The sequence below is a fragment of the Pseudoxanthomonas koreensis genome, from assembly GCF_010093225.1.
GTDB lineage: Bacteria > Pseudomonadota > Gammaproteobacteria > Xanthomonadales > Xanthomonadaceae > Pseudoxanthomonas > Pseudoxanthomonas koreensis.
In genome coordinates this window covers 1-13,463 of the sequence record NZ_PDWM01000038.1, presented here as the reverse complement: position 1 = coordinate 13,463, position 13,463 = coordinate 1, and the positions used below count along the sequence as shown (strand labels likewise).

Annotated in this window: 12 protein-coding genes; 10 read left to right on the top strand and 2 right to left on the bottom strand. The window is 72.0% G+C overall.

The features are described 5' to 3' along the window. Window positions 1-2 precede the first annotated feature (2 nt). The 6 genes from miaA to CSC64_RS11325 all read left to right on the top strand — a co-directional run bounded on the left by miaA (window position 3) and on the right by CSC64_RS11325 (window position 5,025). Window positions 3-959, top strand: coding sequence for a tRNA (adenosine(37)-N6)-dimethylallyltransferase MiaA (gene miaA, locus CSC64_RS11350; RefSeq protein WP_162435436.1), 957 nt, complete (start codon window positions 3-5; stop codon window positions 957-959). A 92-nt stretch (window positions 960-1,051) separates the two neighbouring features. Next, window positions 1,052-1,327, top strand: coding sequence for an RNA chaperone Hfq (gene hfq / locus CSC64_RS11345; protein WP_162435435.1), 276 nt, complete (start codon window positions 1,052-1,054; stop codon window positions 1,325-1,327). A gap of 40 nt (window positions 1,328-1,367) precedes the next feature. Continuing rightward, the gene (gene hflX / locus CSC64_RS11340) at window positions 1,368-2,708 is read left to right on the top strand and encodes a ribosome rescue GTPase HflX (RefSeq protein ID WP_162435434.1); all 1,341 of its coding nucleotides are present in this window, start codon (window positions 1,368-1,370) and stop codon (window positions 2,706-2,708) included. Between the two features lie 138 nt (window positions 2,709-2,846). Beyond that, window positions 2,847-3,977: an FtsH protease activity modulator HflK gene (hflK, locus tag CSC64_RS11335; RefSeq protein WP_162435433.1), complete on the top strand. Its 1,131-nt coding sequence runs from the start codon at window positions 2,847-2,849 to the stop codon at window positions 3,975-3,977. After that, window positions 3,974-4,837: a protease modulator HflC gene (gene hflC / locus CSC64_RS11330; protein WP_162435432.1), complete on the top strand. Its 864-nt coding sequence runs from the start codon at window positions 3,974-3,976 to the stop codon at window positions 4,835-4,837. The genes hflK and hflC overlap by 4 nt, the downstream gene beginning before the upstream one ends. Further along, entirely contained in the window at window positions 4,837-5,025 is a 189-nt protein-coding gene (locus CSC64_RS11325; protein WP_162435431.1) for a DUF2065 domain-containing protein, read from the top strand. The genes hflC and CSC64_RS11325 overlap by 1 nt, the downstream gene beginning before the upstream one ends. 153 nt (window positions 5,026-5,178) lie before the next feature. On the opposite strand, the gene CSC64_RS11320 is transcribed toward CSC64_RS11325, so the two are convergent. Then, window positions 5,179-6,057, bottom strand: a complete 879-nt coding sequence (locus CSC64_RS11320) for a PhzF family phenazine biosynthesis protein (protein ID WP_162435430.1) — start codon at window positions 6,055-6,057, stop codon at window positions 5,179-5,181. A 216-nt stretch (window positions 6,058-6,273) separates the two neighbouring features. Between CSC64_RS11320 and CSC64_RS11315 the strand changes: the two genes are divergently transcribed. From CSC64_RS11315 to murD, 4 genes are read left to right on the top strand one after another with little or no spacing between them, the layout of a single operon-like run. Next, window positions 6,274-8,910 carry a bifunctional aspartate kinase/diaminopimelate decarboxylase gene (locus tag CSC64_RS11315; RefSeq protein WP_162435429.1) on the top strand — a complete coding sequence of 879 codons (2,637 nt, stop codon included), beginning with the start codon at window positions 6,274-6,276 and terminating at the stop codon, window positions 8,908-8,910. Further along, a complete protein-coding gene (locus CSC64_RS11310) occupies window positions 8,894-9,391 on the top strand; it encodes a hypothetical protein (protein ID WP_162435428.1) in 498 nt (165 codons plus the stop codon). Before CSC64_RS11315 ends, CSC64_RS11310 begins: the two co-directional genes overlap by 17 nt. Continuing rightward, a complete protein-coding gene (murL, locus tag CSC64_RS11305) occupies window positions 9,388-10,767 on the top strand; it encodes a UDP-N-acetyl-alpha-D-muramoyl-L-alanyl-L-glutamate epimerase (protein WP_162435427.1) in 1,380 nt (459 codons plus the stop codon). The genes CSC64_RS11310 and murL overlap by 4 nt, the downstream gene beginning before the upstream one ends. Next, window positions 10,748-12,145 carry a UDP-N-acetylmuramoyl-L-alanine--D-glutamate ligase gene (gene murD, locus CSC64_RS11300; protein WP_162435426.1) on the top strand — a complete coding sequence of 466 codons (1,398 nt, stop codon included), beginning with the start codon at window positions 10,748-10,750 and terminating at the stop codon, window positions 12,143-12,145. The genes murL and murD overlap by 20 nt, the downstream gene beginning before the upstream one ends. Before the next feature lie 335 nt (window positions 12,146-12,480). Here murD and CSC64_RS11295 read toward each other — a convergent pair whose 3' ends face one another. Next, window positions 12,481-13,416, bottom strand: coding sequence for a polyprenyl synthetase family protein (locus tag CSC64_RS11295; protein ID WP_425501716.1), 936 nt, complete (start codon window positions 13,414-13,416; stop codon window positions 12,481-12,483). Window positions 13,417-13,463: the final 47 nt, after the last annotated feature.

The window sequence follows — 13,463 nt, the reverse complement described above, 5'->3', positions numbered from 1 at the left end:
CGATGCCCGTCGACCCCCGCCCCCTGGCCATCGCCGTGATGGGCCCGACCGCCTCGGGCAAGACCGCGTTCGCGATCGAACTGGCGCAGCGCCATGGCGGCGAGATCGTCAGCGTCGACTCGGCGCTGGTCTACCGCGGCCTGGACATCGGCGCGGCCAAGCCGGACCTCGCCGAACGTGCGGGGGTGCCGCACCACCTGCTGGACCTGCGCGAACCGTGGCAGCCGTACTCGGCCGCCGAGTTCGCGGTCGACGCGCGCGCGGCGATCGACGGCATCGTCGCGCGCGGGCGCCTGCCGGTGCTGGCCGGCGGCACCGGCCTGTATTTCCACGCGCTGCTGCACGGCCTGGCGGCGATGCCCGAAGCGGACCCGGGGCTGCGCGCGGCGATCGCCGCCGAAGCCGATGCGCGCGGCTGGGAGACGCTGCATGCGGAACTGGCCGGGGTCGATCCCGCCGCCGCCGCGCGTATCCGTCCCGGCGATGCGCAGCGGATCCAGCGCGCGCTGGAAGTATTCCGCCTCAGTGGCCGTCCGATCAGCGAATGGCAGCGCGACCCGCCGCCGCCGCGGCTGCCGCTGTGCGTGCTCAGGCTGGTGCTGGCGCCGGCCGACCGCGCGACGCTGCACGCGCGCATCGCCGCGCGCTTCGACCGCATGCTCGCGACCGGCTTCCTCGACGAGGTCCGCCGCCTGCGCGCGCTGCCCGGGCTGCGCGACCATCCCGCGCCGCTGGACCTGCCGGCGCTGCGCGCGGTCGGCTACCGCCAGGCCTGGGAACACCTGGACGGGCGCACCGGTGCGGGCGAGTTCCGCGACCGCGGCATCTTCGCCACCCGCCAGTTGGCCAAGCGCCAGCTCACCTGGCTGCGCGGAGAACTGGACGCGCTGCGGTTCGATCCGGAACGTGACGGCGGTCAACTCCGCGACGCGGTTTCGCGCTTCCTGCGGCCAATCTGAACGGTTCCCCGCGGCCGGCTTGTGTAACATCCCCCACGGGCCCGGGGAGGGCCGCGCTCGACCCACATAAGAAGAACAAGGGGAATCCACCTATGTCCAAGGGGCAATCTTTGCAGGACCCGTTCCTGAACGCTCTGCGCCGCGAACGCGTGCCGGTGTCGGTCTACCTGGTGAACGGAATCAAGCTGCAGGGTACGATCGAGTCCTTCGACCAGTTCGTGGTGCTGCTGCGCAGTACCGTGAGCCAGATGGTCTACAAGCACGCCATTTCCACGGTCGTGCCCTCGCGCAACGTCCGGGTCGGCCCGGGCGGCGGCTACGTGCAGCAGCCGGGCGATTCCGCGGAAGAGGGCGACGAGGCCGAATGACGGCACGTGACGGCGGGCCTCCCCGTTCCCGGAGTATCGATTGTTCGAACGTTCCCGCAAGGGTGAAAACGCGCTGCTGATCCAGCCCCACGCCGGTGGGGCCGTGGCCGAGGACGTGCTGGAGGAATTCGCCGACCTGGCCCGTTCGGCCGGCGCCAGCGTCGCCGCCACGCTCACCGCGCGCATCGACCGGCCCAACCCGGCCACCCTCATCGGCAGCGGCAAGCTTGAGGAAGTGAAGGCCGCCGCCGACGCCACCGGCGCCGACCTGGTGCTGGTCAACCACCCGCTCAGCCCGATCCAGGAGCGCAACCTGGAGAAGGTGCTGCAGCGGCGCGTGGTCGACCGCACCGGATTGATCCTGGACATCTTCGCCCAGCGCGCGCGCAGCCATGAAGGCAAGCTGCAGGTCGAACTGGCGCAGTTGAAGCACATGGCCACGCGCCTGGTCCGCGGCTGGACCCACCTGGAGCGCCAACGCGGCGGTTCGATCGGCCTGCGCGGCCCCGGCGAAACCCAGCTGGAAACCGACCGCCGGCTGCTGCAGAAGCGCCTGGAGCAGCTGCAGCGGCGGCTGGAGAAGGTCGAGGTGCAGCACACCCAGATGCGTCGCGCCCGCGTGCGCAGCGAACTGCCGCGGGTGGCCCTGGTCGGCTACACCAACGCCGGCAAGTCGACCCTGTTCAACGCGCTCACCGGTGCCGACGCCTACGCCGCCGACCAGCTGTTCGCGACCCTGGATCCGACGGTGCGCCGGGTGAATTTTCCCGGCGGCAGCGTGGTACTGGCAGACACCGTGGGCTTCGTCCGCGACCTGCCGCACGAGCTGGTCGCCGCGTTCCGCTCGACCCTGAGCGAGGCGCGCGAGGCCGACCTGCTGCTGCACGTCATCGACGCCGCCGACCCGCACCGCGACGACCGCATCGCCCAGGTCGACGCGGTCCTGGCCGAGGTCGGCGCCGGCGAGCTGCCGCAGTTGCTGGTGTTCAACAAGATCGACCGGATCGAGGGCGCCGAGCCGCGCCACGACCACAGTGGTGGCGAGGCCGACGATCCGGGCCACCGCGAGCGGGTCTGGCTGTCGGCGCGCGACGGCCGCGGCATGGAGCTGCTGCAGGCCGCGCTGGCGCGGCGGCTGGACCTGCAGCGCGCCTTTGGCGAGCTGCGCCTGCCGCCGCAGGCCGGGCGCCTGCGCGCGCGCCTGCACCAGCTGGAGGCGGTGCGTTCCGAGCAGGCCGACGAGCATGGCTGGCTGCTGCAGGTTGACCTGCCGCGGGGCGAAGCCGAGCGCCTGGCCGCGCGCGCCGATGGCGAGCCGCTGCGCGCGCTGCTGCCGGCGCGCGAGGAAGAGGAGTGGATGCGCGCTGGCGGCGGGGCGTAGCGCCGCCGGTTGCGTGGCGGCGCATGCGGCATCGCCATGACCTGTGGCCCGGCGGGTACACCGCCGGGTCTTGCTAGAATCGGCCCCAGACCCGCAGCGGCGCCAGCGCCGCCCGGGGCCCATCGATACGGAGCTTTCATGGTCTGGAACACCCCCGGCAACGGCGGCGACTCCTCCGGCAACAACAAGCGGCAGAACCCGTGGCCGCCGCGCCGGCCTGACGGCGGCAGGGGCGGCGGTGGCCTGGATGGCCTGCTCGACCGGGTGCGCGAGGTCTTCGGCGGCAATGGCGGCGGCATCGGCCGCTGGATCCTGCTGGGCGTGGCCCTGCTGGTGCTGTTGAGCAGCTTCCAGCTGGTCGGCGAGCAGCAGCGCGGCGTGGTCCTGCGCTTCGGCCAGTTCTCGCGGGTGATGCAGCCGGGCCCGAACCTGAAGTGGCCGTGGCCGGTGGAGCGGGTGATCAAGGTCAACGCGACCCAGATCAAGACCTTCAGCAACACCGTGCCGGTGCTGACCCGCGACGAGAACATCGTCAGCGTGACCATGAACGTGCAGTACCGGGTCGGCGACCCGCGCATGTACCTGTTCGGTTCGCGCGATGCCGACCGGGTGCTCGAACAGGCGGCGCAGAGCGTGGTCCGCGAGCAGGTCGGCCGCGCCGACCTGGACACCGTGCTCGGCGCGCGCGGCCCGCTGTCGGTCAGCGCCGCGCAGCAGCTGCAGGCCTCGCTCGACGCCTACCGCACCGGCCTGGTGGTGACCGAACTGAACCTGCAGGACGCGCGCCCGCCGGAGGAGGTCAAGCCGGCCTTCGACGAGGTCAACAGCGCCCAGCAGATCAAGGACCAGCTGATCAACGAAGCGCGTGCCTACGCCGCCCGGGTGGTGCCCGAAGCGCGCGGCGAGGCGGCGCGCCGGCGCACCGTGGCCGAAGGCTACAAGGGCGCCAAGATCGCCCAGGCCGAGGGCGACGTGGCCCGCTTCAGCCTGCTCCGCGACGAATACCGCAACGCGCCGGAAGTGACCCGCAAGCGGCTGTGGCTGGAGACCGTGCAGGACGTGCTGTCGCGCAACCGCAAGGTGGTCGGCGCCGACAGCCGCCAGCTGATCTACGTGCCGATGCCCGCCGCCGGCGGCACGGCCGCTGCACCCGCGGTGCCCGCGGTCGGCGCCGAGGCGCTGCTGCCGGCGATCGAAAGCACCCCCGAACCGGCACGCAGCGGCGTCCGTGATCCGCAGCGCAGCGGCCGCGAGGAGCCCGTCCGATGAAATATTCCCTCTGGATCGCCCTGGCGGTCGCCGCCCTGCTGGGCCTGCTCGGCTCGGTCTACGTGGTCCGCGAGGGCCAGGTCGGCCTGGTCCTGAACCTGGGCCGGGTGGCCCGCACCGACATCGGCCCGGGCCTGCACTTCAAGGTGCCGCTGGTGGAGACCGTGCGCACCTTCGACAGCCGCTTCGCCCTGATCGACTTCTCGCCGGAGCGCTACCTGACCTCCGAGCGCAAGGACGTCAGCGTGGACTTCGTGGCGATCGGCTACATCAACGACGCGCGCGCGTTCTACCGTGCCACCGGTGGCGACGAGACCGCCGCGGCCGACCGCCTGGCGCCGATCATCAAGGACTCGCTGCGCAACGAGATCAACTCGCGCACCCTGACCCAGCTGGTGTCGGGCGACCGCAGCGAAGTGATCGCCAAGCAGCTCGACGGCATCAACAAGGGCGCCGAGACCCTGGGCATGCGCATCGTCGACATCCGCCTCAAGCAGATCGACCTGCCCACCGACAGCGACGTGATCAAGCAGGTCTACGACCGCATGCGCGCCGAGCGCAAGCAGGTGGCCAGCGCGCTGCGCGCCGAGGGCGAGGAACAGGCGCGCACCGTGCGTGCGCAGGCCGACCGCGACCAGGCGGTGATCGTGGCCGAGGCCGAGCGCGACGCGCAGCGCCTGCGCGGCGAGGGCGATGCCCAGGCCGCGCGGCTGTTCGCCGACGCGACCAAGGGCGACGAGGCGTTCTTCGCCTTCCACCGCAGCCTGCAGGCCTACCGCAACGCGTTCGAGGACGGCCAGGGCGTGATCGTGCTCGACAAGGACGATCCGTTCCTGCAGTACTTCAAGAGCGAGCGCTGATGGCGCATGCCCTGCTCCAGGCCCTGTGCCTGGTCGCGGTGCTCGAGGGGCTGTTCCTGTTCGCCGCGCCGGGACCGTGGCGGCGGACGATGGAACAGCTGCTGCTGAAGCCGGACGCCACGCTGCGGCGGCTCGGCGCGCTGGTGCTGGTCGCCGGCATCGTCTCCCTGTGGTGGCTGCGCCTGTAGGAGCCCACTTCAGGGGGCGACGCGAGGCCGTGGGAAGGTGCCCGCGGTAAACGCGGGGTTTCCGGATCGGTCGCGTTGAACGCAGTTGCGCCAGGCCGCGTCGGGTCGCCCCCTGAAGTGGGCTCCTACAGGAAGCGGCGCGGGCTGGTTGGGTCAGCGCCAGTCGATCGTGCCGCGGACCACGCTGACCACCTGGCCGCCGGACCAGACTTCGCCTTCGGCGTCCACGTGCATGTCCAGGCGCGCGTCGTAGCCGACTTCGCGGCCCTGGCTGACGCGGTAGCGGCCGTCGTGGCCGGGCAGGGCGTCGCGCAGGGAAAGCCATGCGGCTAGGGTCGCGTTGGCTGCGCCCGAAGCCGCGTCCTCGAACACCGCCGGGCCGCCGACGAAGGCGCGCGCGGCGACCTGGTAGTCGCTGCCGTCGCAGCGGGCGAAGGCGAGCACGCCCATGGTCGCGGTCGCGCGGGCCAGGCCGGCAATCGCTTCCCAGTCCGGACGCGCATTGCGCAGGCTGGCCTCGTCGCGGGCCTCGGCGACCCACCAGCGGCGGCCGCCATCCATCAGCGCCGGCGGCAGTTCGCCGGTGGGCAGCCAGTCCAGCGCCTCGGCCATGCGCGCGCCGCGCGCGTCGGCGGTTTCCAGCAGCCGCGCGCGGGGGGTGCGGATCGCGATCCGGCGCACGCCGTCATCCGCGTCCACCCGCAGCGGCAGCACCCCGGCGATGCCCTCCTGCAGCAGCAGGCCGTCGCGCGCTTCGGCCAGGCCGGCCTCGAGCACCACGTGCGCGGTGCCCACGCTGGGATGGCCGGCGAACGGCACTTCCTGCTTCGGGCTGAACATGCGGATCGCGTAGCTGGCGCCGGGCCGGGTCGGCGGGAACACGAAGGTGGTTTCCGGCAGGCGGGTCCAGCGGGCGATGGCCTGCATCGCCGCCTCGTCCAGCCCGGTGGCATCGGGCAGCACCGCCAGCGGGTTGCCGGCGCCGGGCCGGTCGGCGAACACGTCCACCTGGACGAAGGGGCGGCTGGCCATGGCGACGGTCCTGTCGGGGGGAGGCGGCCGAGGTTACCAGTCCGCGGTGGCGCGGATCACCGCGGGGTGGGGCGGGCCATTCCCGGGGTTCTCCTTCCACGACGTCCTTCGCGGCGCCGGGCACGCGGCCTCGATCGTTCCACGGAAAAGCCGCCCTGCTTCAGCTTAAAATCGGCGGTTCATGCCCGGTGGTCGGGTGGTCCCCCAGACACTTCCATGCCTGCAGCTTCGCCCGCGCAAGACCCCGCTTCCGGCGGCTGGATCGTCCTCAAGTTCGGCGGCACCTCGGTGTCGCGCCGCCACCGCTGGGACACGATCGGAAAACTGGCGGAACAGCGCGCCGAACAGACCGGCGGGCGCGTGCTGGTGGGGGTGTCGGCGCTGTCGGGAGGGACCACCGAGCTGACCGCCATTGCCGACGGCGCCGCCGACGGTGCGCAGCGGGTGACCGCGCTGGAGCAGCGCCACCGCGACTTCCTCGGCGAGCTCGCACTCGATGGCGACGCCGGAGCCGCTACGGTGCTGGGCGAACGCCTGGCCGCACTGCGTGGCCTGCTCGCCGATCCGCGCGCGGCCACGCGCCCGCTGGACTGGCAGGCCGAGGTGCTCGCCCAGGGCGAACTGCTTTCCTCCACCCTCGGCGCCGCCTACCTGCGCGCGCAGGGCCTGGACCTGGGCTGGACGGACGCACGCGACTGGCTCGATGCGCTGCCACCGCAGCAGAACCAGAGCGACTGGTCGCGGCGGCTTTCGGTGAACTGCCAGTGGCAGTCCGACGACGCCTGGCGGGCGCGCTTCGCCGCGCAGCCCACCCGGCTGCTGATCACCCAGGGCTTCATCGCCCGCCACACGCAGGGCGGCACCGCGGTCCTCGGCCGCGGCGGCTCGGATACTTCGGCCGCGTACTTCGGCGCGCTGCTGGGCGCCTCGCGGGTGGAGATCTGGACCGACGTGCCGGGCATGTTCAGCGCCAACCCGCGCGAGGTGCCCGACGCGCGCCTGCTCAACCGGCTCGGCTATGCCGAAGCGCAGGAAATCACCACCACCGGCGCCAAGGTGCTGCACCCGCGTTCGATCAAGCCGTGCCGCGACTCGGGCGTGCCGATGGCCATCCTCGATACCGAGCGGCCGGAACTTCCCGGCACCACCATCGACCGCAGCGCGGCGACGGTGCCGGGGGTGAAGGCGATCAGCCGCCGCAATGGCGTGGTGCTGGTGTCGGTGGAGGACATCGGCATGTGGCAGCAGGTCGGCTACCTGGCCGAGGTGTTCGCGCTGTTCCGCAAGCACGGGCTGTCGGTGGACATGATCGGCACCTCGCAGACAAACGTCACCGTGTCGCTGGATCCGAGCGAGAACCTGCTCAGCGAGAACGTGCTTTCCGCGCTGGCCCAGGACCTGGAGAAGATCGGCCGGGTCAAGGTGATCGTGCCCTGCGCGGCGATCACCCTGGTCGGCCGCGGCATGCGCTCGCTGCTGCACCGGCTGTCCGAGGTGTTTTCGAACTTCGGCCACGAACGCGTGCACATGATCTCGCAGTCGTCCAACGACCTGAACCTGACCTTCGTCATCGACGAAGCCGACGCCGACGGCCTGCTGCCGGACCTGCACGCGGCGCTGATCGACAGCGGCGCGATGCCGGTGCTGGAGAAGGACGTGTTCGGCCCGCGCTGGCGCGAACTCAACGGCGCGGTGCGGCCGCGGCCGGTGCCGTGGTGGCACGGCGAGCGCAGCCGGTTGCTGGCGCTGGCCGCGTCCGGCACGCCGCGCTACGTCTACCACCTGCCCACGGTGCGCGCCCGCGCCCGCGCACTGAAGGCGGTGACCGCGGTGGACCGCCGCTACTACGCGATCAAGGCCAACCCGCACCCGGCGATCCTGCACACGCTGGTGGAGGAGGGTTTCGGCCTGGAATGCGTGTCGCTGGGCGAGCTGCGCCACGTGTTCGCCACGCTGCCGCAGCTGGATCCGGCGCGGGTCCTGTTCACCCCCAGCTTCGCCCCGGTGCACGAGTACGAGCAGGCGTTCGCGCTGGGCGTGACCGTCACCGTGGACAACGTCGAGGCGCTGCGCCGCTGGCCGGACGTGTTCCGCGGCCGCCGGCTGTGGCTGCGGATCGACCTGGGCCATGGCGACGGCCACCACCAGAAGGTCAACACCGGCGGCAAGGATTCCAAGTTCGGCCTGTCGGCGCAGCGGGTGGACGAGTTCATCGACGAGGCGCGGGTGCTGGGCGTGGTCGTCACCGGCCTGCACGCGCACCTGGGCAGCGGCGTGGAGACCATGGGCCACTGGCGGCAGATGTGCGACGAACTGGCCGGCTTCGCCCGCCGCATCGGCACGGTGTCCACGCTCGACATCGGCGGTGGTTTGCCGATCCCGTACAGCGCCGACGACGAACCGTTCGACCTGGATGCCTGGGCCGCCGGCTTGGCCGAGGTGCGCGCGGTGCATCCGGCGTTCGAACTGGCGATCGAGCCGGGCCGCTTCCTGGTCGCGGAGTCCGGCGTGCTGCTGGCCCGCTGCACCCAGGTGATCGAGAAGGACGGCGTGCGCCGAGTCGGCCTGGACGCGGGCATGCACACCCTGGTGCGGCCGGCGCTGTACGACGCCTGGCACGACATCGCCAACCTGCAGCGGCTGGGCGAGGTGGAGGACGGCGTGTTCGACGTGGTCGGCCCGATCTGCGAATCCAGCGCCGTGTTCGGCCGCCACCGGCGCCTGCCCGCCGCGACCGCGCCGGGCGAGGTGATGCTGGTCGCCGATACCGGCGCCTACGGCCACGCGATGGCCAACACCTACAACCTGCGCGCGCTGCCGGACGAGGACGTGATCGATGGCGCCGCGGACTGAGTTCGTGCTGTTGGCGGCGCTTGCGGGCACGGTGGTGGCCACGCTCGGCTATGTCGCCGCTTCGGCGCTGGTGTTCAACCAGACCCTGGCCGAAGCGTTGCGCCTGGGCGCGACCTGGAGTCCGTCCGCCACCCTGGCCGCGGCCGGCGCGGCCTGGCTGGCCAGCATGCGGCAGCGGCGCGCGGCGCTGGCGGGCCGGCACTGGCGCGCACCGGGTATGGCCGCGCGCGCGACCTTGCTGTCGCTGCTGCTTTACCCGCCGGCCGTCGTCCTGTGGGTGCTCGTCACCGGACTGTTCGACCAGGGTTTCGCCAGCGGCGGCATGCCGCTGCGCGAGCTGCTGCCCTGGGTGCCCTCCATCGTCTTCGGCACCGCGCTCGCGGCGGTGCTGGTCGGCACCCTGCCGGCATTCGCCCTCGCCGTCGTGCTGTGCCGCCGCTACCTGCGCCGGCTGGCCGGCGCCACCACGGATATCGCATGAGTACTTCCTTCAACCGCGACGCCATCGGCGCCTTCCGCTTCGTGCGTTGCGGCTTCCATGCCGCCAGCGGCGTCGCCGAACTGGTGTACGCCTTCGACGACGGCCCGGAGATGGTGGAGACCATCACCGTGCCCGGTGCGCCTTTCGTGCTCGACGGCGCGCGCGCGGAGGCAGTGGAGCGCGCGCTGCGCCTGCTGCACCTGGTCGCCGGGGTCAGCTATTACAAGGCCGCGGTGCCGGGTGAAATCCGGATCGAGGGCTACGCCATCGATGCCGCGACCGCCGCGCTGCTGGAGCAGGTCTATCTCAACGGGCTGGGCGAGTTCGCCTACCGCAACGGGCTGGACCTGCATGGGCGGATCCGCTTCCCGGTGGGTGCCGGCGCGGTGGAGGCGGGCGCCGCACCGGCGCTGGGGCTGGAGCCGCGCGCGCTGGTGGCGATCGGTGGCGGCAAGGATTCGCTGGTCAGCATCGAGGCGCTGCGCGCCGCCGGAGTGGAGCAGACCGTGGCCTGGATCGGCGGTTCGCAGCTGATCCGCACCTGCGCCGAGCGCACCGGCCTGGCCACGCTCAACATCGGCCGCGCGCGGGCGCCGGGGCTGTTCGAGATCAACCGCCAGGGTGCCTACAACGGCCACATCCCGGTGACCGCGGTGAACTCGGCGATCCTGGTGCTGGCCGCACTGCTCACCGGCGCCGGCCAGGTGGTGTTCTCCAACGAGCGTTCGGCCAGCTACGGCAGCCTGATCGTCTCGGCCGACGGCACGGTGACCAGCGAAGTGAACCACCAGTGGTCCAAGGGCTGGGCGTTCGAGCACGCCTTCGGCGAATACGTCGGGCGCAGCGTGGCCGCCGACCTGCACTACTACTCGCTGCTGCGGCCGCTGTCGGAGCTGGCGGTGGCCCGGCAGTTCGCGAAGAACGACCATTACGACGCGCACTTCTCCAGTTGCAACCGCAACTTCCACATCCTCGGCGAGAAGCCGGCGCAGCGCTGGTGCGGGCTGTGCCCGAAGTGCCACTTCGTGTTCCTGGCGCTGGCACCGTTCATGCCCAAGACCCGCCTGGTGCGGATCTTCGGCCGCAACCTGCTCGACGACGACGGCCAGGCGCCCGGCTTCGACGCGCTGCTCGAGTACCAGGACCACAAGCCGTTCGAATGCGTGGGCGAAGGCCGCGAGTCGCGCGCGGCGATGGCGGCGCTGGCCGCGCGCGCGGAATGGCGCGAGGACGCGCTGGTGGTGCGCTTCGCGCGCGAGATCCGGCCGCAGCTGGACCCGGCCGGGCTCGCGCTCGAGCCGTTGCTGGAGATCGAAGGCGAACACCGCGTGCCGGCCGCCGTATGGGAGCGGGTGCGTGCGAATTTCGCAGCTTGAGGGACGGCGCGTCGCGCTGTGGGGCTGGGGCCGCGAGGGCCGCGCTGCCTGGCGCGCGATCCGCGCGCAGGCGCCGGCGTTGCCGCTGACCCTGTTCTGCAACGAGGCCGAGGCCGCCGAGGCCGCGGCGCTGGGCGACGGCCTGCTGGCCACGCGCACCCTGGCCGATGCCGAGGCCCTGTCGGCCTTCGACGTGGTGGTGAAGTCGCCGGGGATCAGTCCGTACCGGCCCGAAGCGCTGGCCGCGGCCGCGCGCGGTACCCGCTTCATCGGCGGCACCGCGCTGTGGTTCGCCGCGCATCCGGGCGCGCGCACCGTCTGCGTCACCGGCACCAAGGGCAAGAGCACCACCACCTCGCTGCTGGCGCACCTGCTGCGCGCCGGCGGCCACCGCACCGCGCTGGCCGGCAACATCGGCCTGCCGCTGCTGGAAGTGCCCGAGGCCGCTGCGGATGGACAGGCACCCGAGTTCTGGGCGATCGAACTGTCCAGCTACCAGACCGGTGACGTCGCCGCCAGCGGCGTGCGCCCGGAAGTAGCGGTGGTGCTCAACCTGTTCCCCGAACACCTGGACTGGCACGGCAGCGAGCAGCGTTACATCGACGACAAGCTGGCGCTGGTGACCGCGGCGAAACCGCGCACCGCCGTGCTCAACGCCGCCGATCCGCGCCTGGCCGCGCTGGAGCTGCCCGACAGCCGCATCACTTGGTTCAACCGCGAAGACGGCTGGCATCTGCGTGGCGATGCCCTGTACCGCGGCGACGCCTTCGTTTTCGACACCGCGGCCGTGCCACTGCCCGGCCGCCACAACCGCGGCAACCTGTGCGCCGTGCTGGCCGCGATCGAAGCGCTGGGCGTGGACGCCGCACCGCTGGCGCCGGCCGCGCTGGATTTCCGCCCGCTGCCGCACCGCCTGCAGTGGCTGGGCGAGCGCGACGGCATCGCCTGGATCAACGATTCGATCAGCACCACCCCGCACGCCAGCCTGGCCGCGCTCGACTGCCATCGCGGCCAGCGCGTGGCGATCCTGCTCGGCGGGCATGACCGCGGCCTGGGCTGGAGCGATTTCGCCGCCAGGATGCGCGGCGAAGCGCCGGCCGCGGTGCTGACGATGGGTGGCAACGGGCCGCGCATCCATGCGCTGCTGGAGCCGCTGGCGGCCGAGGGTTGTTTCGCGCTGGAAGCCGCCGTGGACCTGGCCGATGCAGTCGCGCGTGCGCGGCGCCTGCTGGGCGACGATGGCGTGGTACTGCTTTCGCCTGGCGCCCCCAGTTTCGGCGCCTACCGCGACTACACCGAACGCGGCCGCCACTTCGCCGCGCTCGCCGGCTTCGATCCCGACGCGATCAGCACCATCCCCGGCCTGGGCATCCTGTAGGAGCCCACTTCAGGGGGCGACCCGGTGCCGCTGCAAGGTGCCGTGTTCAACGCGGCACATCCGGCGCGATCGCGTTGAGCGCGGCTGTGATCGGGCGCTTTCGGGTCGCCCCCTGAAGTGGGCTCCTACAGTGAGCGGCGGCACGTGCTCTGCCTGTGGTCGGAGCCATGACCGTGAAGCACCGAAGGACGTCGTGCCAAGAGGGTATGACCCAAGTGGCACATGGATGTGCCACGGCCCTGAGTAAAGACAGGATGTCGTCCCGAAGGGTGGGTCATACCCTCTTGGCACGACGGCCCCCTCCGAAGCCCACGCTTTCCGGTCGCAAACCCCGCTCAGTGCGACCGATCCACCGCATAGCTGGCGAGCCCACGCAGCGCGGCCAGTGCTTCGCTTTCCGGCAGGCCCGCCAGCGCCGCCTCGGCGGCGGCGGCGTAGTCCATCGCCCGGCGGCGGCTGTATTCCAGGCCACCGGTGGCGTGGATCGCGGCCAGCACTTCCGGCATGGCCGCGTCGTCGCCTTCCTGCACGATCGCGCGCAGCCGCTGCCGCGTGGCCTCGTCCGAGTGCGCGATGGCGTGGATCAGCGGCAGCGTGGCCTTGCCCTCGGCCAGATCGTCACCCAGGTTCTTGCCCATGTCGGCGGCGTCGGCGGTGTAGTCGAGCACGTCGTCGGCGATCTGGAAGGCGTAGCCCAGGGCCATGCCGTAGTCGTACAGCGCCTGCTGGGTGGCGGCGTCGGCGCCGGAGGCCAGTGCCCCCAGCCGCGTGCCGGCGGCGAACAGCACCGCGGTCTTGCGCTCGATCACCCGCAGGTACGCGGCCTCGTCCGTGTCCGGGTTGCGCACGTGCAGCAACTGCAGCACCTCGCCTTCCGCGATCCGGTTGGTGGTGTCGGCCAGCACCTGCATCACCTCCATCCGGTCCAGTTCGACCATCAGCTGGAAGCTGCGCGAATACAGGAAGTCGCCGACCAGCACGCTGGCCGCGTTGCCCCAGATCGCGTTGGCGGTGCTGCGGCCGCGGCGCAGGTCCGACTCGTCGACCACATCGTCGTGGAGCAGGGTCGAGGTGTGGATGAACTCGATGATCGCCGCCAGCTGGTGGTGGTCGGCACCGGTGCCGGCCGCGGCGGTGGCCTGGCCGGCCAGGACCACCAGCATCGGCCGCAGGCGCTTGCCGCCCGCGGAGACGATGTGCTCGGCGATCTGGTTGATCAGGACCACGTCCGACGCCAGGCGGGTGCGGATCAGAGTGTCGACCGCGGCCATGTCGGCGGCGGCGGCGGGGGCGGGCAAGACCGCGGCCACAGCGGCGG